This is a genomic window from Novosphingobium rosa NBRC 15208, from assembly GCF_001598555.1.
Lineage (GTDB): Bacteria > Pseudomonadota > Alphaproteobacteria > Sphingomonadales > Sphingomonadaceae > Novosphingobium > Novosphingobium rosa.
Window position 1 is genome coordinate 76516 of sequence record NZ_BCZE01000026.1, and the last position, 22962, is coordinate 99477.

Annotated in this window: 21 protein-coding genes; 13 read left to right on the top strand and 8 right to left on the bottom strand. The window is 65.1% G+C overall.

All coding sequences use genetic code 11. The annotated features are described in order from the left end of the window. The first annotated feature begins 2 nt into the window (after nucleotides 1–2). On the top strand, nucleotides 3–335 hold the full coding sequence (locus SR3_RS10945) for a hypothetical protein (RefSeq protein WP_068085235.1): 333 nt from the start codon (nucleotides 3–5) through the stop codon (nucleotides 333–335). Between the two features lie 46 nt (nucleotides 336–381). Continuing rightward, nucleotides 382–885, top strand: a complete 504-nt coding sequence (locus tag SR3_RS10950) for a 2'-5' RNA ligase family protein (RefSeq protein WP_068085238.1) — start codon at nucleotides 382–384, stop codon at nucleotides 883–885. Nucleotides 886–1186: 301 nt separating this feature from the next. Here the strand turns inward: SR3_RS10950 and SR3_RS10955 are convergent, their stop codons facing one another. From SR3_RS10955 to SR3_RS10975, 5 genes are all read right to left on the bottom strand, one after another. Beyond that, on the bottom strand, nucleotides 1187–2332 hold the full coding sequence (locus SR3_RS10955; RefSeq protein ID WP_068085241.1) for a patatin-like phospholipase family protein: 1146 nt from the start codon (nucleotides 2330–2332) through the stop codon (nucleotides 1187–1189). Next, on the bottom strand, nucleotides 2319–2912 hold the full coding sequence (locus tag SR3_RS32085) for an alpha/beta hydrolase family protein (RefSeq protein ID WP_174549144.1): 594 nt from the start codon (nucleotides 2910–2912) through the stop codon (nucleotides 2319–2321). Before SR3_RS32085 ends, SR3_RS10955 begins: the two co-directional genes overlap by 14 nt. A 464-nt stretch (nucleotides 2913–3376) precedes the next feature. Further along, complete coding sequence (locus tag SR3_RS10965; RefSeq protein WP_084455392.1) at nucleotides 3377–4366, bottom strand: ABC transporter substrate-binding protein; 990 nt, start codon at nucleotides 4364–4366, stop codon at nucleotides 3377–3379. Next, the gene (locus SR3_RS10970; RefSeq protein WP_068085249.1) at nucleotides 4363–5637 is read right to left on the bottom strand and encodes an MFS transporter; all 1275 of its coding nucleotides are present in this window, start codon (nucleotides 5635–5637) and stop codon (nucleotides 4363–4365) included. Before SR3_RS10970 ends, SR3_RS10965 begins: the two co-directional genes overlap by 4 nt. Nucleotides 5638–5677: 40 nt before the next feature. After that, nucleotides 5678–6445: an SDR family oxidoreductase gene (locus SR3_RS10975; protein ID WP_218018803.1), complete on the bottom strand. Its 768-nt coding sequence runs from the start codon at nucleotides 6443–6445 to the stop codon at nucleotides 5678–5680. A 577-nt stretch (nucleotides 6446–7022) separates the two neighbouring features. On the opposite strand from SR3_RS10975, the gene SR3_RS10980 reads away from it, so the two are divergent. The 4 genes from SR3_RS10980 to SR3_RS10995 all read left to right on the top strand — a co-directional run bounded on the left by SR3_RS10980 (nucleotide 7023) and on the right by SR3_RS10995 (nucleotide 11909). Then, nucleotides 7023–8699, top strand: a complete 1677-nt coding sequence (locus tag SR3_RS10980) for a thiamine pyrophosphate-binding protein (protein ID WP_218018804.1) — start codon at nucleotides 7023–7025, stop codon at nucleotides 8697–8699. A gap of 12 nt (nucleotides 8700–8711) precedes the next feature. Beyond that, nucleotides 8712–9485 (top strand): aspartate dehydrogenase, encoded by a 774-nt coding sequence (locus tag SR3_RS10985; RefSeq protein WP_068085251.1) that lies wholly within the window; start codon nucleotides 8712–8714, stop codon nucleotides 9483–9485. Then, a complete protein-coding gene (locus tag SR3_RS10990) occupies nucleotides 9485–10987 on the top strand; it encodes an aldehyde dehydrogenase (RefSeq protein ID WP_245653870.1) in 1503 nt (500 codons plus the stop codon). Before SR3_RS10985 ends, SR3_RS10990 begins: the two co-directional genes overlap by 1 nt. A gap of 79 nt (nucleotides 10988–11066) precedes the next feature. Then, the gene (locus tag SR3_RS10995) at nucleotides 11067–11909 is read left to right on the top strand and encodes an IclR family transcriptional regulator (RefSeq protein ID WP_068085259.1); all 843 of its coding nucleotides are present in this window, start codon (nucleotides 11067–11069) and stop codon (nucleotides 11907–11909) included. A 257-nt stretch (nucleotides 11910–12166) separates the two neighbouring features. On the opposite strand, the gene SR3_RS11005 is transcribed toward SR3_RS10995, so the two are convergent. Next, complete coding sequence (locus tag SR3_RS11005) at nucleotides 12167–12907, bottom strand: SIR2 family protein (protein WP_218018805.1); 741 nt, start codon at nucleotides 12905–12907, stop codon at nucleotides 12167–12169. Nucleotides 12908–13236: 329 nt separating this feature from the next. Here SR3_RS11005 and SR3_RS11010 point away from each other — a divergent pair, with 329 nt between their 5' ends. Genes SR3_RS11010 through SR3_RS11040 form a run of 7 tightly spaced genes read left to right on the top strand, consistent with a single transcriptional unit; the run spans nucleotide 13237 to nucleotide 18541 of the window. After that, complete coding sequence (locus tag SR3_RS11010) at nucleotides 13237–13551, top strand: recombinase-like helix-turn-helix domain-containing protein (protein WP_068085265.1); 315 nt, start codon at nucleotides 13237–13239, stop codon at nucleotides 13549–13551. Nucleotide 13552: 1 nt separating this feature from the next. Beyond that, nucleotides 13553–14572 (top strand): aromatic ring-hydroxylating oxygenase subunit alpha, encoded by a 1020-nt coding sequence (locus SR3_RS11015; protein ID WP_068085268.1) that lies wholly within the window; start codon nucleotides 13553–13555, stop codon nucleotides 14570–14572. Nucleotides 14573–14576: 4 nt separating this feature from the next. After that, complete coding sequence (locus SR3_RS11020; RefSeq protein WP_068085271.1) at nucleotides 14577–15374, top strand: IclR family transcriptional regulator; 798 nt, start codon at nucleotides 14577–14579, stop codon at nucleotides 15372–15374. Further along, on the top strand, nucleotides 15371–16288 hold the full coding sequence (locus SR3_RS11025; protein ID WP_068085274.1) for a VOC family protein: 918 nt from the start codon (nucleotides 15371–15373) through the stop codon (nucleotides 16286–16288). Before SR3_RS11020 ends, SR3_RS11025 begins: the two co-directional genes overlap by 4 nt. A gap of 28 nt (nucleotides 16289–16316) precedes the next feature. After that, nucleotides 16317–16877 (top strand): cupin domain-containing protein, encoded by a 561-nt coding sequence (locus tag SR3_RS11030; protein WP_068085277.1) that lies wholly within the window; start codon nucleotides 16317–16319, stop codon nucleotides 16875–16877. A 10-nt stretch (nucleotides 16878–16887) separates the two neighbouring features. Beyond that, a complete protein-coding gene (locus tag SR3_RS11035) occupies nucleotides 16888–17742 on the top strand; it encodes an alpha/beta fold hydrolase (protein ID WP_068085280.1) in 855 nt (284 codons plus the stop codon). A 4-nt stretch (nucleotides 17743–17746) separates the two neighbouring features. Further along, nucleotides 17747–18541, top strand: coding sequence for an SDR family oxidoreductase (locus tag SR3_RS11040; protein ID WP_068085283.1), 795 nt, complete (start codon nucleotides 17747–17749; stop codon nucleotides 18539–18541). Nucleotides 18542–18630: 89 nt separating this feature from the next. Here SR3_RS11040 and SR3_RS11045 read toward each other — a convergent pair whose 3' ends face one another. Continuing rightward, a complete protein-coding gene (locus SR3_RS11045; RefSeq protein ID WP_068085286.1) occupies nucleotides 18631–20610 on the bottom strand; it encodes a glycoside hydrolase family 3 protein in 1980 nt (659 codons plus the stop codon). A 69-nt stretch (nucleotides 20611–20679) separates the two neighbouring features. Next, nucleotides 20680–22845 carry a TonB-dependent receptor gene (locus SR3_RS11050; protein ID WP_068085289.1) on the bottom strand — a complete coding sequence of 722 codons (2166 nt, stop codon included), beginning with the start codon at nucleotides 22843–22845 and terminating at the stop codon, nucleotides 20680–20682. Nucleotides 22846–22962 lie beyond the last annotated feature (117 nt).

Here is a 22962-nt window from a genome sequence, read left to right on the forward strand (position 1 = left end):
CCATGATCGAACCTCATTTCAAGCCGACCCTGCGCATGGCCTCGGCGGCCCGTCGCGGCCTGCGACTGCCAGAAAAATTCACCGGGGCGGTACGCAAGTTGGCGTCCAACGCGCAGAGCAGCTGTCCCAGCGGCATCTTGCTCGACGCCAGGGATGTCAAATCGATGCATAGCTTCTGTGCCCGCCATGAGGTGGACAAGGATGCCACCGGGCCGGGGAAAGCACATCGCTGGAATTCGGACCGCGATCCGTCGGCGAGCGTTATTGCCTGGCTGCTGCGGGGCGGCACGGCGGGCAAGGTCTGGGCCGCGCAGAAAATCCGCGCGCTCGGCTAAGGATTGCGGTCTGGCGCCAGGGCGCACCTTGGTCCATGACAGCGGCATGAGCCCTGCCCCCATCATCGTTTCCGCCCTGTTCGGCCCGGACGATTTTGCATGGCTGAACGCTCTGCGCCGCGCGCATTTTCCTGCCGAACGAAACCAGCTCGACGCCCATCTCACGCTCTTTCATCACCTGCCGCCCTCGATCGAGCCCGAGCTGAAACAGCGCCTTGGCGCCCTGACCCGCCGACGCGCTCCGCCCGCCATGGCCGATGGTCTGCTCAATCTCGGCAGGGGGACGGCCATCCGCATCCAGTCCCGTGAATTGGCCTTGCAGCGGGAAGAGTTGGCGCAGGCCTTCGCCGATTTGCTGATTCCGCAGGATGCTGCGCCGTGGCGCCCCCATGTGACGATCCAGAACAAGGTAAGCCCGGCCGAGGCCCGCGCGCTTCAGGAGCAACTCGGCCATGATTTTCGCCCCAGGCCGGTGCAGATCGCGGGTCTAGCCATGTGGTGGTATCGCGGTGGCCCGTGGGAACTGCTGGCACGATACCAGTTCCGCTGAATATATTCTCGACGGGGCAGCGCCACCCCGGCTCAGCCTACAGGCAGTCACGGATTTTGCGCCTCGCGGGCGGTCACGCCGCCGTGGCATCGATGAGAAATGCGCCCCCACCCGAGCGAACACCGACACAGCAATGGCCGCATTCCCAGAACCCACCGGTCAACCCAAACACGTTATAGGCGATTTGAGTTGGCAAACCGGCCATACAAAGCATCTGAATTGAGCGTCAAAAACAATCCCCCATTCATCCGGCGCTCAAGGACTGGCCACCCCAGCAAAAATCGGCGCGGCTTATGATCGTTCATGGGCCTGCACGACGCCCAAGGCATCCGTCCGGTGCTGTCTGCTGCTCACCCAAGGCGTACATCTCGCGCATATGCGTCGTGTCGAACAGAGGTGCTCCGTCATGGGCGGTCTTCTTCTCAATCGCGCAGACGATCACCGTCCCCAATCCCTCCCGCGCAAAACCCTTGAGGTCATCCAAACTGGTACGATCGTTTTCGCCAAGTACGGTTGCAAGGGCTCGCCCCACGACATCAAAGGTTTTGGGCTTGACCAGTTCGAACTCGGGTTCGAGCCGTCCGTTATAAAACACATAAATCGTTCCATTCACGCGCGGGGACTGGGCGGCGGCGCTCAGCATTGCGCGCGGGAGCACGAAAAAGCCGCTCACCGTGCCCCCATCGACATGCATTTCCGCAAAGCGATGACCATGCGCTTCGGAATGGATGAGCACCGGGGGGAAAACACCAGGGATGCTGGCGGAGGCGAGCAGCACTTGCCGGAACAACGAAAGCCGATCGGGTGCACCGCTGGCAGCAATCGCTCCCATATCCCAGATAACGCCGCGTTCGGCGTCCAGATTGGTGGTCATCACCAGCAACCTGCGGCCACGTCGATGCTGCACTGCAATGCGGTCGAGCAAAGCCGGTGTGATGTGGCGTGCGATCAGCGCCTGCAACGGCCGGGTCGACATAAGGCTGGGGCCGCCAAACAGGCCGCTGAGGATACGTTGATGATAAATGTCCTTGCGGCTGACCCCGGTGTAGATTGCTTTGAGTTCGCCATCTTCCTGCTCGCCCAGAAAGGCAAAGGGCGCGATCAGGCTGCCGGTCGATACGCCTGTAACGATGTCAAAGCTGGGCCGCCCACCCTGCCTGCTCCAGGCGTTGAGCACCCCTGCAGAATAAGCCCCCTTGTCCGATCCGCCCGACAAAGCCAGGACCGTGCTGGGCAAAGGCATCGAGGCGGCCTGACGCTGTGCCAGCACCTTGGATCTCCACGCACCATAAGCCTGATCGTCGCCCTTGGCCCAAAAGCGTACCGGGTCTCCGTCAATCACTTGGCCTGCAGCCAGGTCAGCCAGCGTATAAGGCACGCGCGGTGGCGCGATGGCACATCCGGCAAGCGCCAGAGCAGAAAGCAGCCCAAAGCTATAACGGATCATGACATTCTCCGATCAGCGCCGCGCTGGCGGAGCCACTCAATAGCAGTCGTAACATCGTGGCTTTGATGATTGAATGCAAACGGCTTTTGTGCCCTCCCAGATTGAACTCGGGCCAGACGCCGACCCGAAACGTGTTAAACCAGCGTTGGTTATCGGGCGCGGTGCTGCGCCCACGGCGCGGTTGATTGATCAGATAGCCGCTGTGCTTGCGGCGCAGAAAGATGTTCTGGAAGCCATCCCCTCCATCGGGGGTGGTTTCCCACGTCTTGGAGAATTGGCCGATGCCATGCCAGAAGACCAGCGGGAGGGGCTTGGCGTCCGCAGGGATCTGATAGCTGATATAGGCATGGTCGCCGTGGAAAGTCTGACCGGCGACCGCTTGCGCATATTGGTCGACCTTGCCCGGTGCTTGCACAACAGCCCCCCGACGGAAAAACGCCCCTGATCCTCGATGACAAGCGGCGCCCGCTTTTGCGGAACGCGCGTGCGATGCCCCAGTTGCGCTTTCCAGCCCCAAAGCCGCAGCCGTTGCAGCCGTTCCGGTCGGAACCGAGCGCCGTGGAAAAGCCAATTCATCCATTTGGCTAGAGCCAGCCGCCAGCTTTTTGCCCGGGCTCAACTTGCTGTGTGGTGAGGCTACGGTCTTTCAGTGCGCCAGATTAGCGTTGCATGTCCGCATGTTCTGATAATCCGGGCTAATAAATGGACTGAAGGATCGCGAACGTTCCCGAGGAGGGTTCAATGGCTCACTCAAGCATATCGAGGGTTTTAATGACTGCATTGTCTTGCGCAACGGCGAGCGCGAGTGGCGGAATTGGCAAGGCACCCCGCCAGCGCCTGGCAAGAGGGCGAGGCGATTGCAAATGCGCGGTGAGGGTCCGGCCCATCATCTGACTTGATCAATTGACCAATGTTTCCATCAAGTCCGCCTCTGGCAAGAGAGGCTGGCTGCGCTGCCAAGCAGAGCCGTAGCGTGTATATTGGCCTGGAACGGGAAGCGGCGTCCGCAGATCATCGGCAGCGGTGCTTGTCTAGGGTCAGGTGTTACCGCGTCCTGCGGTCGACAAACCGGTTGGTAAAAGAGGCGCGAATATCCTCATCGCCCCTCACGATACCCAGCGCGATGTTAGCCCGCCCAGCGGCTGCCATCACGCCAGGATTGAAGCGGCCCGCCCCCGCCACGGGGCCATAGACCTTGTCACCCAGCAGCGCGAAAATCCGCGCGATCTCGGCATACGAATAGCCGGAATCCGGTCTGGCCGCCGCGTAATCCCGGGCGGCCTGGGCAGGGTCGGCTCCGATACGCCGCATGGCCTCCAGCGTGGCGCGGATAAACCGCCGCAGGGCATGAGGGCGCTTCCGGATCGTCGCGTCCGACGCCAAGATGGCCTGAGCCAGCGCCGGGTAATAGGCATCAAGCGAGCGGTAGTCGCAGGTGGCACCCATGCGCTCGGCCCGCACGCCCCAGTCCACCGTGCCGACAAAGCCATCGATGCGCCCATGGCCCAACGCATCGACCAGAGCATCGACCGGCCTCGCCTCGGTCCTGACGGCGCCAGCCTCCAGCCCCACGCCCTGCAGCAGGCCGGTCAGCCCGTAATAGGACGTGTCCTTGAGCGAAGGCACATCGATCTCGCGCCCTTTCAGGCTGGCGTCGATCGCCAGGCCTTGGCGCGTCACCAGCGTCAGAAAGGCGTGATGGCCCAGCAGCGCGACACCGCGCACCGCCATGCCTTTTGACCGCAACTGCATCGCCGTATCGCCCGTGGCCCCGCCCAGATCGCCCTCGCCCCGCGCCAGCGCCGCGCCGACATTCATGCCGCCCGGCACGGTAACGAAGCTGACTTCCAGCCCCTGCCGCGCGTAAAGCCCCAGTCTGCTGGCCAGCACGAAGGGAGCGAAGACGATAGCGCTTTCCGGTGCAGGCAGCAGATAGGTGACATGCTCAGCAGGGCGGGCCTGAGCGCTTTGCCCGCCGCCCAAAGCAGCGGCCAGCGCCAGACCCAAGATCAGCCTACAGGCGCGAACCTTCACTGCCCCTCGCCCTGCGGCCTGCCGGTCTGAGCGGAAAGCGCCAGCATCAGCACCACCGCCAGCGCCATCACGCCCGTCGCCACATAAAGCGCCACGCCATAGGAATGGAAACGGTCATGCCCGAAGCCGAAGAGCGGCGCGCCGATCGAGGCCCCCACCAGAAAGGCGCTCAGCAGCCAGCCATAGATGGCGCCAAAGGCGCGGCGTCCGAAATAGCGTATGATGAGCAGGGCGATCACATCGCTCTCCGCGCCAAAACCCAGACCGATCATCAGCGAGAGGAAGATCAGCAGCGGCAGGCTGGCCGCCGCGCCAAGGGCCCCGGCCAGCGCGAAGCCCGCCATCGACAGGCCGAAAAACAGCGCCGCCACGCGCGGCACGGAAAAACGGTCGGCCAGCCAGCCCACGATCACGCGGCCCACGATGGTCGAAAGGCCATAGACCGAGGCGGTGATCGCCGCATCACCTTTGGAAAAGCCGCGATCCAGCGCCAGCAGCGCCATATGCGGCACCACGCCGGTCAGAGCGGCGGAGGCCAGCAGGATGGAAAGCGCCATCAGCGCAAAGGCCGGGCTGCGCAGCGCCTGCCCCAGCGGCACGCCCTCGGCCTCGCCCTGAGCGTCCGGCGCCAGCGGATTGGGATGAGCCACGCGCCAGTTGACCAGCAGCGGCACCGCCAGAACCAGCAGGCCCAGCAGCGCATAGGCCCCCTGCCAGCCCATGCCCGCCAGCAGGCGCGCCATCAACAAGGGCACGATGCTGTAGCCCGCGCCAAGCCCCGCCGCCGCAATGCCGATGGCAAGGCCACGATGCGCCACGAACCAACCGCTGATCAACTTGGTGTAGCTGATGCTCTGCGTGCCGATCGTCAACGCCCCCCAGACGAAGGCGACAGCATAAAAACCGGTCAGGCTGGAAGAGAGAAAGGCCAGAGCCGCGAAGCCCGCCGCCAACAGCACCAGGCTGGGCAGCAGCACCGCGCGCACGCCATACCGGTCAATCAGACGCCCGGTATAGGGCGCCACAAGCAAGCCCGCCACATTGAACAAAGTCAGGCTGAGCATGATCTGCCCTCGGCTCCAGCCATGAGCCGCAGCCAGAAAGGGTGCGATCATGCCCATAGAGCCAAAGATCATCGGCCCGGGGCTGAAGGCCAGTCCCAGCGTCGCGCCCAGCAGCACCCGCCAACCGGGGAACGCCAGCGAAGCCTCGTTACCGATGGGGGCCGATATGGCGGCGCGCCCGTCGGCAGGGAAAGCATCCATGCTCATGCTTGTCTCCATCATGCGCGCGGCGCGCGCCGGAACAGAATTACGCGGAAATGAAACCACCGTTGATCGGCAGCACCTGCCCCGAGATGAAGCCCGACAGGTCGCTGAGCAGAAACAGCGCGGCGCCCACCGTATCCTGCGGCACCTGCGGGCGCTGGATCGCGGCATTGTTGACGTAAAAGTCCTTGCGCTCCTGCGGCACGTAATCGGTGGCCTCCACCCGCACCAGACCGGGGGCCAGCGCGTTGACGGTGATGCCATCCACCCCCAGCTCGCGCGAGAGCGAACGGGTCATGCTGATGACCGCACCCTTGCTGGCGACATAATGCAGCAGGCGCGGCGCGCCCCACAGCGCGGTGTCCGATGCCAGATTGACCACACGGCCGCCCGCTGACGAGTTGCGCAGCAACGGGGCCAGCGCGCGCGTCACCAGCCAGGGGCCGCGCACATTGACCGCCATCACGCGATCCCATGTCTCAATGTCGATCTCTTCGAACGTCTTGCCGCCGATGCCCGTGGCGATGGCAGCGTTGTTGAGCAGGCCATCAATGGCGGTATGGCGCGCGGTGATCGCCAGCGCCATCGCCTCCACGCTGCAAGGATCGCTGACATCGACCGGCACAAATTCGGCCGAACCGCCCTCCTGCTTGATGGACTCGGCGGTGGCCGCGCCTGTCGTCTCATCAAGCTCGGCGACGATGACATGGGCGCCATTGGCCGCCGCGGCTCTGGCGAATGCTTCGCCAAGCCCACGACCGGCCCCGGTGATGACGATGGTGCGACCCGAAAGGTTGATCTGTTGCATCATGATAATTTGCCCTGGAAATCGATGCGCGGCAGTCTCGTCGCGCGATCGGCCCGTCCTTTGCATCTGCCTGCCTTTTGACGACATCGCAGAGGCACAACCTCACCCTCGCCCCCGGCCGACATGCGCGCCGCCTCCGAAAGGTGTGGCAGGCATGCCCCCGGCGCGTTCGGGCGAAGCACTTGACGCATTGTAGAATAGACATCGCTTCGCATGTCAATCAATTTAGCAGCAGTTTTCGATCCTGCCACCCCAAAAACAGGCACTCGCTTATACGCCATTTCCCCCATGCCGATCCGGCACCCGCACGCACCTCGACAGGATCGCACGCATTTGAAGATTGACGAGAGATCCAATTTTTTCCTTTCTTATAAGTCATATAAATAATGATATGCATGTGTTTTCTGCTTCACTGAAGCCAGAAGATGCCTTCCGATCAATGATCGTCAGATGGAAAACAGCCTGCGCAGAAACCCGATTAACCTCCGGTCGACAGGTCCATGACAAAAGATGATTGACATACGAACCATTAATTCACATTACAAACGCAAGAGCCAATTCGGGCCCAATCGAGGTCATCATGCAACCAGAGGTCATCACCATGCCCACCGCCCCCGCCCAGACCACACTCACCGTCGGCGCGGCGATCTGCAAGGCGCTGGCCAGCTGGGGCGTGACGACCAGCTTTGGCGTGATCTCGATCCACAACATGCCGATCCTCGATCCCATGGGCGTGGATGGCGACATCCGCTTCGTGGCCGCGCGCGGCGAGGCGGGCGCGCTCAACATGGCGGACGCCTATGCCCGCGTGAAAAACCATCTGGGCGTGGCCTTCACCAGCACCGGCACGGCGGCGGGCAATGCCGCAGGCGCCATGGTCGAGGCGCTGACGGCGGGCTCACCCGTGCTGCACATTACCGGTCAGGTCCCTGTCGAACATCTCGACGCGAATCGCGCCTATATCCATGAAGCGCCCGACCAGCTGACCATGCTCAAGGCCGTCAGCAAGCGCGCCTTCCGCATCGATGACGCTGCCTCCGCACTGGACGTGCTGGCGCAGGCCGCCTCCTGCGCGCTGTCGGCGCCGCGCGGCCCGGTCAGCATCGAAATAGCCATCGATGTGCAGGCCGCGCAAATCCCCCTGCCCGAAAGCTTTCCCGAGCTGGAGATCACCACGCTCCAGCCCGAACCCACCAAGGTCGCCGCACTGGTCGAGCGCCTGCGTACTGCCAAGCGCCCGATGATCCTGCTGGGCGGCGGCGCGCGCGGCGCGGGTGCCGCGGCCACCGCTCTGGCCGATGCGGGCGTGGGCATCGTTTCTTCCACCTGTGGGCGCGGCATCGTGGCCGAGGATCATCCCATGTCGCTGGGCGCCTTCAACTGCACCGATCAGGTGCAGGCACTCTATGCCGCCTGCGACCTGCTGATCGTGGCGGGCTCACGCCTGCGCGGCAACGAGACCTGGACCTACAAGCTGGGCCTGCCCGCCGATCTGGTGCAGATCGATGTGGACGCCACATCGGATGGCCGCTGCTACCCCAACGCCCAGTTCATCCAGGGCGATGCCCCTGCCGTGCTGGCCGCTCTGGCGCAAGTGGCGGGCGAGCTCTCACTCGATCCCGCGCTGGCCGGTGACATCGCCGCCGCGCGCGAGACGATGGTCGCCGCGCTGCGCAGCGATGTCGGCCCCTACACCGCGCTGGTCGATGCGCTGCAGGCGCGTATGCCCGAAGGGGCGGCATGGGTGCGCGACGTGACGATCTCGAACAGCATGTGGGGCAACCGCTATCTGCGCGTGGGCGATCAGCATGCCGGTGTCCACGCCGTGGGCGGCGGCATCGGCCAGGGCCTGCCGATGGGCGTGGGCGCGGCGCTGGGCCGCGAGGCGGGCGCGGTGGTGCTCTCGGGCGATGGTGGGCTGTCGCTGTGCCTGGGCGAATTGCTGACGGCGGTGGATGAAAAGGCCCCGCTCACCCTCGTGCTGATGAACGACAATGGCTATGGCGTGATCCGCAACATTCAGGACACGACCTATGGCGGTCGACATTATTATTCGAACATCCTGATCCCCGATTTCGCTTTGCTGGCGCAATCCATCGGCCTGCCGCACCGCCAGGTGAGCGACCTTGCCGACATCGGCGCCGCGCTGGACGAGGCGCTGGCCATCGAAGGCCCCGCCGTGGTCGAGGTCGATATGGTTTCGATCGGCGGCTTCGCCAAGAGCTTCGCGGGTCCGCCCACGGTGGAGCGCAAGTAAGGAGCCAAACCCATGCTGCGCATCGGATTTATCGGCAATGGTTCCATCGCCCGCGCGGCCTGCGCAGCGCTGGGCCCGGATGTGACGCTCTGCGGCCATCTGGCCCGTCCGGGGCGTAGCGATGGCGATCTGGCGGTCGAGCGGCTGGCCGATCTGCTGGACCGTCAGCCCGATGTGGTGGTGGAATGCGCCGGCCATGAGGCCGTGCGCGAGCATGGCGCGGCGGTGCTGGAGGCGGGCGTGGCACTGATGGTGGTGTCCATCGGCGCGCTGGCCGATCCGGCATTGGAAAGCGCCTTGAACGATGCCGCGACCCGCAGCGGCGCGCGCCTGATCCTTCCCGCAGGCGCGGTGGGCGGCATCGATGCTCTGACGGCGGCCAAGCTGGGCGGCCTGTCCAGCGTGACCTATCGCGCGCGCAAACCGGCCATGGCCTGGGCGGGCAGCCCGGCCGAGAAGGTCGTGGATCTCGCTTCCCTTGGCGAGGCCACGACCTTCTTTCGCGGCACCGCGCGCGAGGCCGCCATCGCTTTTCCCAAGAACTCCAATGTCGCGGCCACGGTAGCGCTGGCTGGCGTCGGTTTCGATGCCACGCAGGTCGAGCTGGTCGCCGATCCACATTCCTCGCGCAACCTGCACGAGATCTGCTTCGAGGGGGCCGATGGCGCCTTCCGCTTCGAGATCGAGGGCCGTCCCTCGCCCGACAATCCCAAGACCTCGCTGCTGACCGCGCATAGCGTGGCGCGCGAATTGCTCACCTTCGCCGCCCAGAGAAAGGCCCGCTGATGATCGCATCTGCTGCCCCGATGGCCACCATCGAAACCCGCGCCTTCATCGCCGGAACCTTCCGCCATGGCGCGGGCGCGGCGGTGGACAGCATCAACCCCGCAGACGGCAGCGTGGTCGCCACCCTGCACCATTGCACCGCCGAGGACGCGCAGGAGGCCATCGCCGCCGGCAAGGCCGCTGCCGAAGCCCCCGCATGGCGCGACATGCTGCCGCACAACCGCGCCCGCATCCTGCACCACATCGCCGACGGCATCGAGGCCCAGATCGCCGAGATCGCCGCCCTGCAGACCGCCGACACCGGCAAGACCCTGGCCGAAACCGGCGCGCTGGCGCAATCGGCTTCGGGCACTTTCCGCTATGTCGCCGCCGCGCTGGAAACGATGGATGAGGCGCTGACCACGCCGCGCGGGCCTTACCTCACCATGTCGATCCATGAGCCGATTGGCGTGGTGGCGGCGATCAACCCGTGGAACTCGCCAATTGCCAGCGACGCGCAGAAGATCGCCCCCGCGCTGGCGGGCGGCAATGCGGTGGTGCTGAAGCCGGCGGAATGGACGCCGCTGGTGTCCTTGAAGCTGGCGCAGATCTGCGCCGATGCCGGGCTGCCCGCCGGGCTGCTTTCGGTGCTGCCGGGGCGTGGTTCGGTGATCGGCGATGTGCTGGTCAGGCATCCCGATGTAGGCCGCATCGCCTTCACCGGCGGCACGGTGACGGGCCGCCGCGTGGCCGCCGCCGCAGCCGTCAAATTCATGCCCGCCAGTCTGGAGCTGGGCGGCAAATCCCCCACCATCGTCTTTGAGGATGCCGATATCGAGCAGGCCGTCGCGGGCGTGATGTATGGCGTGTTCAGCTCGACCGGCCAGTCCTGCATCGCGGGATCGCGGCTCTTCGTGGCGCGCGCGATCTATGATCGCTTTATGGCCCGTCTGGTCGAATGCACGCAGGCGCTGCGCGTCGGCCCCGGCACCGATGCGGCCACGCAGGTCGCGCCGATGGTTCATCACAGCCACCGCGACAGCGTGGCCGCCCATGTCGCGGGCGCGCTGGCCGATGGCGCCACGCTGCTGTGCGGCGGCAGGGCGCCCGAGGGCCCGCTCTATGACAAGGGCGCCTATTACCTGCCGACCATTCTGGAAGGCCTGCCCAACAGCGCCACCATCTGTCAGGAAGAGGTCTTCGGACCCGTGCTGGTGGCCCTGCCCTTCGAGGATGAAGCCGATCTGATCGCTCAGGCCAATGACAGCGTCTTCGGCCTGGCCTGCGGGCTCTGGACCGCCGATTATCGCCGCGCCTGGCGCTTTGCCCGCGCCATCAAGGCCGGCACGGTCTGGATCAACACCTACAAGCAGTTCTCCTCCTCCACGCCCTTTGGCGGGGTGAAGGACAGCGGCATGGGGCGCGAAAAGGGCCGCGACTGGATCCGCTCCTACATGCACCAGAAGGCGCTCTATTGGGGCATGGATGAAGCGCCGCTCGCCTGGGCTAAAACGCAAGCCTGACTTTTGAACAAAACGGTGTTTTGTTGGCATGCGAAGCATGTTACGCGAAGCACCGTTTCGTTCAACCGCGCGAGTGTCAATGTCCTCCAAGCCCGCCACCCAGACTGCCAACGCCCTCGCCGCCACCAGCGAGGAAGAGGTCGATGAACGCTATGTCGTCCCCGGCCTGGTGCGCGGGCTGCAGATGCTGCTGACCTTCAAGCAGGACCGGCAGGAGCAGACCGTGGCCGATATGGCCAAGAATGTCGGCGTGACGCGCTCCACCGCCTTCCGCATCGTCTACACGCTGGAGCTGGCCGGTTTCCTGCGCCGCCTGCCCGGCACGCATCGCTATGAGCTGGGCAGCCGTGTGCTCGAGCTGGGCTACAGCTTTCTGGCGGGCAAGGATCTGATCGAGGTCGCCAGCCCGATCCTGCGCCAGCTGCGCGACGAAACCCAGACCTCCACGCATCTGGCGGTGCGCGAGGGGCATGAGGTGGTCTATGTCGCCCGCTTCCAGGGCAACACCAGCCTCATCAGCGCCATGACGGTGGGCTCGCGCCTGCCCGCGCATGCCACCGCGCCGGGGCGCGTGTTGCTGGCCGGGCTGCCGCTGTCCGAAGTGGTGGGCCTCTACGAGCATTTCGCCTTCGAGCGCTTCACCGCCGATACGCCCGAGAGCATGGGCGCCCTGGTCAGCCTCGTCGAGCGCGACCGCGCGCAGACCAGCGTCATCAGCTGGGGCTTCTACGATCCCGACGTGGCCAGCGTGGCCGCGCCGGTCTACAATGCGGCGGGCAAGCTGGAAGCGGCGATCTCCGTCAGCTGCCCGATCACCACCTATGACAAGGACACCTTCAGCACACAGGTGCGCGGTCAGGTGGAAGCCGCTGCGGCGCGGATTTCGGCGGGATTGGGGTATCATGCCGGGGCGGCGGGTTAAGGGTTTTCAGAGGGTAAGAAGGAAAGAGAAGATGCTAGGGCCATCGCCCTCGCGCTCCCATTCCGTCTTCCGGCGATAGGGTGTTGGCGCCCGATCCTTGGTGCCCAGCCTCTCCACCTGCGCTACCTTACCGCGAAATTCCGATAGGCCTGTTGCCTGCGGCGCGGCAAACTTGGCGCCTTGGCTGAACCCGATACGCAAGGCGGACAGTAAAGGGAGCGCGAGGGCGATGGCCCTCGCATCTACTTTTCCAACCTTCAAACCTCCTCAACCGCCCGATAAAGCTTATCGAGAAAGTTGAGCATTGAGGTCGCCGGGTGATCGGCCTTTTCGTGCATCACGGTGATGCCCCAGTTTTCCAGCACGGCGTCCTGCACGGGGTCGGCCTTCGCCGTAAACACAAAGGAGGCGGGCCGATCACGCTCGCGCCCCGATTCCCGCCATGTGGTCCACAGGCGATAGAGCATCAGGCGGATGTTGAGGTCCGACATGGAATAGCCCACGAAAAGCAGCGTGCGCCCCAGCGCATCGGCCTTGAACTTCGTATCCAGCGGGCCTTCGAAGGAGAGCCTTTTGAAATAGTCGGTTTCGGCCAGCACCAGCGTTTCGTCATCGTCGAAATCGCCGTGGAATTTGACGATCTGCGGCAGGCCGTCCTCGCAGCCCACGATATCGCAGGTGTTGGCGATTTTGACGTAGGGCTTGTCGTGGAACTGATAGGCCAGTTCCAGATTGTTGTCGTAATTGGTGGTGTAGAGCAGCGGGAAATCCAGCTTCACGATCAGTTCGTGGATGCGCGATTCCTTGACGCGCTCCGCCGAAACGCTCCAGGTGCGGTCCATCCAGCTACGCAGGGGGCCGATGCTGCCATGCTTGAGGCGGTAATATTCGGCCAGCGTCTGATAGCCCCAGTGGCGCACCGTATCGTCCTCATCAAGCCCGAGGTCGCGACGCATATGGGAAATCAGCTCGGCCCAGGAGGGCAGGCCGACGCTCATTGAAACTCCCGCTCCAGCAAAGAGGATGGCGCGACGCTGCCGGACGGCCACGGCGAGGCGTTCGAGCGGTGTCACGCGCCGCCACCCGCCAGAACGAATCGGCGCGCCCACTGCGGGATGGCGAAAGACATGGGGAAAGGCATTCGGACACTCCCGCTTGGTCGGCTGCTGCGCCATCTGGTGCCATATACAAGACAATGATTGACATATGAATGACAAAATCGGGCTTTGTGCCATTTTACGCCGTTCGCCCCACTTGACGAAGGCCCAAGAACGCGATTGTATGTCTTCAATACCAGACAGTGTTTGATATGCAAAACAGGTGACCCATGTATCAGCATAATCCGTGGCTGGCGCCAGACCGCCACCGCGACAACAAGGGTGACACGCGCACCATCGAGTCCGCCACCGGCTCCCCCAACATCGTCTTCCAGACACGCGGCGCTCCGCTTTCTCCCTTTGAGGACGGTCTGGCCGATGCGCTGATGGCCGTGTTCGACGACGGCGCGGTGGAGCTGGACGAGGTGGTCGCCGGCCTCAACGCACGTGGCATCACCGACGCCGAGGGCCAGTCCTGGACCCCCGAAAGCCTGGCCGCCTGCCTCAAAACGCTGGGCGACGCCCTCTTCGCCAAGGAGGCCTGAAGTGGACGAGACTGCACTCAAGGATCAGGCCCGCACCCGCCTCAATACAGGCCTGCGCGATCTGTGGTATCCGGTGGTCGCCAGCTGGGAGGTGGCCGAAGCCCCCACTGGCGTAACGCGTCTGGGTGAGAAGATCGTGCTATGGCGCGACGGCCAAGGCAAGGTGAATGCCGTGGAAGACCGCTGCCCGCATCGCGGCGCGCGCCTCTCCATGGGCTGGAATCTGGGCGATCGTGTCGCCTGCTGGTATCACGGCGTGGAAGTGGACGCAGCTGGCCGCATGGCCGCCGTCCCCGCCATCGGCCGCTGCGAGGCTGAAAAGCGCGCCCGCAACCGCACCTATCATGTGATCGAGCGCGCTGGCGCCATCTGGCTGTGGTTCGGCAATGACGGCTCCGAGCCCGCCGAACTGACCCTGCCCGAGGAAGTGAACGGCGGCGAATGGGAAGCCATTCTTTGCACCGCGCATTGGTCCTGCAACTATCGCTATGCCGCCGAAAATGTGATGGACCCGATGCACGGCGCCTATCTCCATTCGGTCTCGCACTCCATGGCCGAAGGCGACAAGACCGCCACGATGCGCGCCCGCGCCACCGATCATGGCTTCGTCTTCGAAAAGACCAACCAGAGCGGCATCAACTTCGACTGGACCGAATTCGGCGCAACCGGCGCCTATTGGCAGCGCCTCTCGATCCCCTATCGCCGGGCGGCGGGGCCGGGCGGCTCCTTCGGCATCGTCGGGCTGGTGACGCCGGTGGATAGCACCAACTGCCGCGTGTTCTTCTGGCGCTGCCGCAAGGTGCAGGGCTGGCAGCGCGACGCCTGGAAATTCCTCTACCGCGCGCGCCTCGAAACGCTGCATTGGGACGTGCTGGAGCAGGACCGCCTGATCCTCGAAGGCATGGACGACGATGCCCGCGAGCATGAAGCGCTCTATGCCCATGACGCCGGCCTGGTGAAGCTGCGCCGCCTGATGGAGGCCGAGGCCTTGAAGCAGGTCACGCCCAAGGTCGAGGCATAACCCGATGAGCGCCCCTGCCCTCCACCGCGCCGTGGCGATCCTGCGCCTGTTCCGGCGCGACCGGGCCCAGATGTCCGCGCCCGAGGTGGTGGCGGCATCGGGCCTGCCGCGCAGCACGGTGCACAGCCTGCTGGGCGATCTGGTCGCGCTCGGCCTGCTGCGGCGCGACGGCGCGGGGCGCTTCGAACTCGACGCGGGCGTGCTGACGCTGGGCTATGAGTATCTCGCCTCCTCGGGCCTCACCAATCTGGCCGCGCCCGTGCTGGAGGCTCTGCGTAACGAGACCAACTGGTCCACCCACCTTGGCGTGCGGCAGGGGCGCAGCATCGTCTATCTCAGCCGCTTTGCCAGCCGGGCAGCGGTGACGCGCAATGTCGCGGTGGGTACCAGCCTGCCCGCGCACAGCACGGTGATGGGCCGGGTGCTGCTCAGCGATCTCGAGCCGCTGGCGCTGCGCGATCTCTATGCCGATCACGCCTTCGGCCCCAATGGCATCGCCAGCCTCGCCGATCTGGAGCAGATGCTGCGCGAGGACCATGCGCGCGGCCATGTCGCCAGCACCGGCTTTCACGAGGCGGGCGTGGCGGTGGTGGCCGCGCCCGTGCGCGACGCCTCGCTGCAGATCGTCGCGGCGATCAATGCCACGGCTACAGGTCCGGCCAGCACCGATCTTTCCGCCATCACACAGGCGGTTGCCCGCGCCGCTCACGCCATTTCGCGCCTGATGGGCGCGCCCGAAACGCTGCCCCTACCCGCCGAGCCACTGGTTCAGGCCGGGGCACACCATGAAAAGGATGCATGATGATCACCGGTGTTGACGCCGTCACCTTCGGCGTGACCGACCTGGCCGAGGCCCGCGCCTATCTGGCCGACTGGGGCCTGGCCGAAACCCCCGGCCCCAAGGACAAGCTGCTCTTTTCCACCCGCGACGGCAGCGAGGTGGTGGTGCGCCACAATGACGACCCCGCCCTGCCCTCCGCCATGCAGGCGGGCCCCACGCTGCGCATGGTGGTCTGGGGCGTGGACGACGAAACGACCATCCCCGCCATCGCCGCCCGCCTTGGCGAAGAGGCCCGCTGGGAAGACGGCCTGCTGCTCGCCACCGACCCCAACGGGTTGACCCATGGCTTCCGCCCCACCCGCCGCGTGGCCGTGGAGGCCGATGCGCAGGATGTGAACGGGCCGGGCGTTCATCGCCGGGTGGACCAGCGCTCGCCGGTCTATGAGCGCGCGGTGCCGATCTCGATCGGCCATGTTGTGCTGTTCGTCGACAATCTGGAGAAGACGCTGGATTTCTTCCTCAAGACCCTCGGTTTCGTGGTGTCTGACAGCTATCCGGGCCATGCCGCGTTTCTGCGCGCTTCCACGCCCGGCCCGCATCACAGCGCCTTTGTGCTGCAGCGCCCCGGCAAGCCCGGCCTCAACCATGTCGCCTTCACCGTCAGCAACATCCATGAGGTGTTCGGCGGCGGCCTGGCCATGAGCGCCAAGGGCTGGGAGAGCGATCTGGGCCCGGGCCGCCACCCGATTTCCTCGGCCTATTTCTGGTATTTCAAGAGCCCCTTCGGCGGCTCGCTGGAATATTACGCCGACGATGACTGGTGCACCGAAAACTGGGTGGCCGGCGAATTCGAGCGCACCCCCAACAACTTCACCGAATGGGCCATCGCGGGTGGCATCGACGGGAAGACCCGTCGCCAGTCGCGCGCCGCCTGATCCCTTTTTCGACACGGAGAACGAACCCATGTCCGAGACCCTTTCCGACACCAACATCGACGCCCTGCCCAATGTCATCCCCGAGGGCGAGACGCTGGAAAGCTGGATCACCAAGCGCACCGCGCGTTACGAGACCCGCAACCTCGACTGGAACGCGTTGAAATTCCAGGCCGATTTCGATCCAAAATACAAGCGCGCGCAAATGCGCTATGCCGGCACCGGCGCCACGGGCGTAGCCGCTGACGGCAACACGGTGGCCGCCGAGCATTTCACCTTCTCCACCATGGTGCTGCCCGCCGGCTGCGAAGGCCCGCTCCACCTGCATGACGATGTGGAAGAGATCTTCTTCATCCTCAAAGGCAACAAGGTGAAGCTGATGTTCGAGATCAACGGCGAATACACCGAGACCTATGTGCGTGAGCGCGATCTGGTTTCCGTGCCCGCCGGCATCTATCGCGGTCTGGTCAATGAGGGCATCGAGGAAGCGCTGATGATCGTCTGCCTTGGCACCAATGTGCCCGAAACGCCGACCTATCCGCCCTCGCATCCGCTGTCCAAGGTGAAGCGCCCCAAGCCCGGTCAGGCTTGAGCGAGGAGACATGAACCAGGATCTGCCGCCGCTGATCTGGGCCCCTGTCGCCGGTCGCCGCCAAAGCTGGCGTGAGGCTGGCGAGGATGGCGCGGCGCTGCCGCTGGTGCTGCTCCATGGCATCGGCTCGAACAGCCGGGCCTGGGGTGGGCAGTTCGCCGGTTTCGCCGGTGAGCGCCGCGTGCTGGCCTGGAACGCGCCGGGCTATGCGGGCAGCGCGCCCCTGCCCATGGCCGCCCCGGTGGCGGCGGATTATGGCGCGGCGGCGCTGGAATGGCTCGACCATCTGGGGATCGGGCGCTGCGTGATCGTCGGCCAGTCGCTGGGCGCGATCATGGGCACGGCGCTGGCGCGTCTGGCGCCGGATCGCGTCGCGGCGCTGGCGCTGGCCAGCCCGGCAGCGGGCTATGGCGTGGCGCCGGGCGCGCCGCTGCCCGAAAAGGTGGAGTCCCGCATCCGCGATCTGCGCGATCTGGGCCCGGCCGGTCTGGCCGAGGCCCGCGCCCATCGCCTCTGCACCGGCACCGCCAGCGAGGAGGCGCGCGCCACCGTCCACGCCGCCATGGCCGAGGTGGTGCCGCAAGGCTATGAGCAGGCCGTTCGCCTGCTGGGCGGTGCTGATCTGGCGCGCGATGTTCAGGGCCTGCCCGTGCCGGTGCTGGTGCTGTGGGGGTCGGCGGATGTCGTCACCCCGCCCGAAAGCTGCGCGCGCATCGCTTCGGCTGCGGCGCGCTGCAATCCGCGCGCCAGCCGTATGGAGGTGCCCAATGGCGGCCATGCCTTCGCCACCACCCTGCCCCACGCCTTCAACGCCGCGATCCGCCCGCTGATCGACGCGGCGGATGCCGCTGACCTTAAGGAATAATCCCATGGATCTGAAACTGAAGGACCGCGTGGCGGTCGTCACCGGCGGCTCATCTGGCATTGGCCTGGCCACCGTGCGCCTGCTGCTGGCCGAGGGCGCCAAGGTCGTCAGCTGCGCTCGCAAACCCGAGGGGCTGCAGCAGGCCGCGCGCCAACTGGCTAGCGAAGGTGTGGCCATCGACAATCTGGTCTCACAGCCTTGCGATGTGCTCGATCAGGGCGCAGTCGATGCGCTGGTGGCGCGCACGCGAGAGGCTTTCGGCAAGGCAGACATCCTTATCAACAATGCGGGGCAAGCCCGTCTTTCAACCTTCGCCAGCACCAGCGACGAGGATTGGGAGGCCGAACTGCGCCTCAAATTCTTCAGCGTCATCCGCCCGACGCGGGCCTTTCTGCCGTTGCTGAAAGAGAGCGACGCTGGCGCCATCGTCATCGTCAACTCGCTGCTGGCGCGCCAGCCCGAGCCGCATATGGTCTGCACCTCTGCGGCGCGCGCGGGGGTGCAAAACCTTGCCAAATCGCTGAGCGTGGAGTTTGCGCCCGAGGTGCGCGTCAACGCCATTCTGCTGGGCACCGTCAACAGCGGGCAATGGGCGCGCCGCTATGCCGAGCGCGCCGCTCCTGGCCAGTCGATGGAGGATTGGCTCGCCGAGCAAGCCCGCAACCGCCATATCCCGTTGGCCCGCTTCGGCGAGGCGGAGGAGCCTGCCGCCGCCATCACCTTCCTTGCCTCGCCCATGGCCAGCTTCATCACCGGGGCGGCGCTGGAGGTGGCGGGGGGCGTTTCGCGCTTCGCCTAAACCCAAAGGCCTGCCGCGCCAGGACGAGAGTCTCCGGCGCGGCAGGCTTGCCGCATGTCCGCCCCCCGACGGCCATGCGGCAGATCCCGTCAGGGATAGGTCAGCCCAAAGCCATGCGAGAACAGCTTGCGGGCGAAATCATAGGGCACATCTTCCTTCTGCCCTTCCACCGAGGCCTCATCGGCGGGCAGGTCGAAGGGCAGATGGCCCGTCGGCTTGGCCTGCCCGGTCAGGATCGCGGTGAGCGCCGTATCGTCCGACCCGAAGGTCGCCACCACGCCATCAACCTTGCCGATGAACTCCGACAGCACGGCGGGGCGCTCCATGCTGACCACCACCACCACCTTCTTGCCCGAGGCGATGGCAGCCCTGATCTGCGTCAGTTCGCCCTCATTGTCGGCGCCGGTCCAGACCAGCGGACCCTCATGGGTGTTGGTGAAGAAGCTCTGGCCGGTCTTGTTGCTGATGTAGGGCGCGTTGACCTTGACGATCACCGTGTCCGCCTCGCCCATGCTGGCCACCGGCGTGCCGAGCCCGGCAGGCGCGGCCGCAAAGCCCGAGAGGAACACGCGCGCGCCCGGCTTGAGCGGCAGCACCGCGCCCTGATTGCGCAGCAGCACGATCGAGCGGCGCTGCGCATCCTGCCCGGCAGCGGCAAAGGCTGGCGAATTGACGATGCGCGCCGCCGCCTCGGGATCGACATAGGGGTTCTCGAACAAGCCGATGGCGAACATCGGCGTCAGCAGCCGCTGGGCCGAGGCATCGATGCGTGCCTCGCTCACCTGCCCGGCTTTCACCAGCGCGATGATATGCGAGGGATCATGCTCGCCGCCGAACTGGTCGACACCCGCCGCGATCATGCGATATTCGCGCTGCTCCTTGGTGAGCGTCTCGACGCCCCAAGGCATGGCATGCAGCCAGTCGCTCATCACGATGCCCTTGAAGCCCAGATCGCCGCGCAGCATGCCCGTCACGATCTTGCGCGAGAAATTCATCGCCACCGTATCGGTGCCAACAGCAATGCCATAGCCGGGCATCACCGCAGCCGTACCGGCGGCAATCCCCGCGCGGAAAGGCTTGAGATGCTGCGCCATCTGCCCGCCGGGATAGACCTGCCATTTGCCATAGGGATTGTGCGGATCGAGCCCGTTCTTCACCGGCCCGTCGCCGGGGAAATGCTTCACCACCGTCAGCACGCTGTCGGGGCCCAGATGCGTGCCCTGGAAGCCCCGCACATAGGCGGCGACCAGCTTCGCATTCAGATCGGCATCCTCGCCAAAGGTGCCGGGAATACGGTTCCAGCGCGGCTCGGTGGTGGTGTCGGCCATGGGGTTGACGATCATGCGGAAGCCGATGGCGCGGTACTCCGCCGCCGCGATCCTGCCGAAGCGCTCCACCTCGGCGGGGTCGCCGATGGCGCCCAGGCCGATCTGGTCGGGCCAGCTGGAGGTGATCTTCTTGCGATCCGGCGGGGGCAGCGCGCCCCCCGGCAGGCGGTTGGTGGTCTGCACCGGATCGGAGGTGAGCATCACCGGCACGCCCAGACGGGTTTTTTCGGCAATGTCCTGAATGGCGTTGGACCAGCGGGCGGCTTCCGTGGGCGTACCGCCCGCCGAGGTCATCATCCAGCGCACATTGAGCGTCTGGATCAGCGTGTAGGGCGAAGGCTTGTCGGCGCGGTCGAAGCCGGGGACGCCGGTGACATTGACCGGAGGCTTGAGCGCGCCGGGCGGCGGCGGGGCCAGTTCGCGCAGCACGGTGCCGCCGGGGCCGAAGAAGCCGGAGTTGGCGGCATGCACCATCAGCCCGGCCTTTTCGGGCAGGGTCATGCGCTTGATAAGGTCTGCGGCGCGCACGGCAGGCGCCAGCCGCCAGTCTTCGTAGGGATCGAGGTGGCCGTTGCGGTCGAGATCGCGGAAACGCAAGCCTTCGACGGTGATCACCGGAACGTCATGGCTGCCCAGCACCGGCTGGATCTTCGCAGGCGCGGGCGCGGCGGCATGACCGCCCGTGGAGACGACAAGCGCGGCGCTCGCCAGAAGGAAGGAAATGGCGTGCGGGCGCGTCATGGCGGGTCTCCTGTCAATCTTGGATCATGGCGGCCATGGGGAAGAAACCCCATGGCCGCCACAAGGATGTTACCAGTTGTAGGTGAGGCGCGCGCCATAGGTTCGCGGCGCATCGAACTGATAGAGCACGCCGCCATAGGTGGCGCTGGCGGCGGCATTGGTGATCACCACAGAGTTTTCGAGGTTATGCACATAGGCCTGCGCCGTCCAGCGCCCGCCCTCCGGCTTGTAGGTCAGCGAGAGGTCGGTGCGGGTGAAGGCATCCTGACGGTCATTGGCGCGGTTGTAGATCGTCAGGAAGTACTTGGTGCGGTACTGCGTCTGCACACGGGGCACCAGCGTGCCGCCCAGCAGATGGAAGGTGTGCTGGTAACCGGCGCCCAGCGTCCACTTGGGGCTCTGGATCACGTCATTGCCGGCCAGCGACTGGTTGACCGTGCCATTGGCCACCGCCAGATCGACATATTTGGCATGCAGATAGGCCGCCGTGGCGTCGAACTGGTCGTCATCCGACAGCTTGGCAATGAACTCGGCCTCGCCGCCATACATATGCGAGACGCCCGCATTCACGGTGATGGTGGTGCCCACCGCCGCGACATACTGGTTCACCTGCTGGTTCTTGTAATTGTAGTAGAAGCCAGAGAGGTTCACCTGCAGCTTGTTGTCGAGGAAGCGGTTCTTGGAGCCGCCCTCGAAGGCCGTCAGCGTTTCGGGGGCATAGTTGCCATAGCCGAACTGGTTGAAGCCGCCCGCCTTATAGCCGGTGTCGGCCTTGGCGTAGAGCAGGTGGGCGCTGTCGATCTGGTAATCCAGACCGGCGTGCCATGTAACCTTGCTCGATGCGACATGCGAATTGTCGTAGGAGTAGGTGCGGGTCGCGCCATTGTCGACGTTCTGCGTGAGCGAGCCGATGTAATCGGGGCCGACGCGGCTCTTGCTGTCATGCGTGTAGCGGACGCCGCCTGTGACGCGCAGCTTGCTTGTCAGATCGTAAGAGGCCTGTCCGAAGAAGGCATAGGATTCCGAAGGCACCGAGTTGTGATATTCGCGGATGGCGACCGGCGTGCCATTGGTGGCGTTTTTGTAAAAGAAGTTGTTGAGCGGGAAGGCTTCATGGAAATAGAAGCCGCCGATCTGCCACACGAAACCATGCTTGTTGTTCGATGACAGGCGCAGCTCCTGGCTTGCATCGGCGGTCAGCTCGTTGCGCGAGTAGTTGAAGCCCTTGCTGTCGCTGCCGTCGGCATCCCAGTTGTTGATGTAGCGCTGACGGTGATAGCCGGTGATCGAGGTGATCGTGGCCGGGCCCAGATCATAGTCGATCTGGCCGTGCAGCATCACATCCTGAATGTTCAGATGGCCGGGCGTGTTGAGCGAGAAATGCGTGGCGCCATAGGCCGTGCTGGGCGGACGGGTCACATCCACGCCATTCACGGTTTGGGTCGGCATCTGAAGGTAAGCGGTGCCCTCGCCGCCGATATGCATGTAGCTGGCGCCGAAGGTGGCGGTCAGACGGCTGCCCGGGTGGTACTTGAACTGGATGCGGCCGCCCTGGTTGACGTTCTGCTCGGCGCGGGTGCCGTTGCCCGTCTGGCGGTAGCCGTCATTGTTGTGGACCACGCCTGAGACGCGCATGTCCAGATCGTCCGACAGGCGGCGGTTGATGGCGATCTCGCCATTGGTGGTGCCGTAGTTCCCGCCCTCGAACATGGCATAGCCTTCGTTCTTGCTGGTGGGGGCCTGGCTGATGATGTTGATCGCGCCGCCCGTGGCGTTGCGACCGTAGAGCGTGCCCTGCGGACCGCGCAGCACTTCCACGCGCGCGATGTCGTAGAAGGCGGCGTTCATGCCGGTGGGGCGCTGCAGATAGATGCCGTCGATGTTCACGGCCACCGCCGGATCGCCGATCTCGGTGGTGTCGCGGCTGGAGATGCCGCGGATGGTGATGATCGAGGCGCCCGCGCTCTGGCCGATGTTCACCGTGGGGGCGAAGGCGCCCAGTTCGTTGATGTTGCTCACGCCGTTCTGCTTGAGCTGCTCGGCCCCGAAGACGTTGAGCGCGATCGGCGTGCTCTGCGAGTTGGTCTCGCGTTTGGTGGCGGTCACCACGATGTCATGGATGCCACTGGTGGGCTCGGCTGCAGCCTCGGGCGCCGTCTGTGCGACAGCCAGTTGCGGCAGGAGTGCCAAGGCGCCGGCACCGGCCAGCAAGATGTTGCGCGTTGAGGTCTGCATGCTAACTCCCCGATCCTTCGTGTTTGATATGCGGATCATTGCTTGATATGTTGAATTGAAAACCTGCATAGTGTCAATATGGCCTATGCGAAAATTTTATGACGCTTCGCATGTAAG

Bases quoted from the DNA above. Each gene is read 5' to 3' on its own strand.
- SR3_RS11050 (WP_068085289.1), bottom strand. From the start codon at position 22,845: ATGCAGACCTCAACGCGCAACATCTTGCTGGCCGGTGCCGGCGCCTTG.
- SR3_RS10985 (WP_068085251.1), top strand. From the start codon at position 8,712: ATGCTGCGCATCGGATTTATCGGCAATGGTTCCATCGCCCGCGCGGCC.
- SR3_RS11030 (WP_068085277.1), top strand. From the start codon at position 16,317: ATGTCCGAGACCCTTTCCGACACCAACATCGACGCCCTGCCCAATGTC.
- SR3_RS10945 (WP_068085235.1), top strand. From the start codon at position 3: ATGATCGAACCTCATTTCAAGCCGACCCTGCGCATGGCCTCGGCGGCC.
- SR3_RS32085 (WP_174549144.1), bottom strand. From the start codon at position 2,912: ATGGATGAATTGGCTTTTCCACGGCGCTCGGTTCCGACCGGAACGGCT.
- SR3_RS11020 (WP_068085271.1), top strand. From the start codon at position 14,577: ATGAGCGCCCCTGCCCTCCACCGCGCCGTGGCGATCCTGCGCCTGTTC.
- SR3_RS10970 (WP_068085249.1), bottom strand. From the start codon at position 5,637: ATGAGCATGGATGCTTTCCCTGCCGACGGGCGCGCCGCCATATCGGCC.
- SR3_RS11025 (WP_068085274.1), top strand. From the start codon at position 15,371: ATGATGATCACCGGTGTTGACGCCGTCACCTTCGGCGTGACCGACCTG.
- SR3_RS10990 (WP_245653870.1), top strand. From the start codon at position 9,485: ATGATCGCATCTGCTGCCCCGATGGCCACCATCGAAACCCGCGCCTTC.
- SR3_RS10995 (WP_068085259.1), top strand. From the start codon at position 11,067: ATGTCCTCCAAGCCCGCCACCCAGACTGCCAACGCCCTCGCCGCCACC.
- SR3_RS10955 (WP_068085241.1), bottom strand. From the start codon at position 2,332: ATGATCCGTTATAGCTTTGGGCTGCTTTCTGCTCTGGCGCTTGCCGGA.
- SR3_RS10980 (WP_218018804.1), top strand. From the start codon at position 7,023: ATGCAACCAGAGGTCATCACCATGCCCACCGCCCCCGCCCAGACCACA.
- SR3_RS11005 (WP_218018805.1), bottom strand. From the start codon at position 12,907: ATGAGCGTCGGCCTGCCCTCCTGGGCCGAGCTGATTTCCCATATGCGT.
- SR3_RS10950 (WP_068085238.1), top strand. From the start codon at position 382: ATGAGCCCTGCCCCCATCATCGTTTCCGCCCTGTTCGGCCCGGACGAT.
- SR3_RS11045 (WP_068085286.1), bottom strand. From the start codon at position 20,610: ATGACGCGCCCGCACGCCATTTCCTTCCTTCTGGCGAGCGCCGCGCTT.
- SR3_RS10975 (WP_218018803.1), bottom strand. From the start codon at position 6,445: ATGATGCAACAGATCAACCTTTCGGGTCGCACCATCGTCATCACCGGG.
- SR3_RS11010 (WP_068085265.1), top strand. From the start codon at position 13,237: ATGTATCAGCATAATCCGTGGCTGGCGCCAGACCGCCACCGCGACAAC.
- SR3_RS11035 (WP_068085280.1), top strand. From the start codon at position 16,888: ATGAACCAGGATCTGCCGCCGCTGATCTGGGCCCCTGTCGCCGGTCGC.
- SR3_RS11040 (WP_068085283.1), top strand. From the start codon at position 17,747: ATGGATCTGAAACTGAAGGACCGCGTGGCGGTCGTCACCGGCGGCTCA.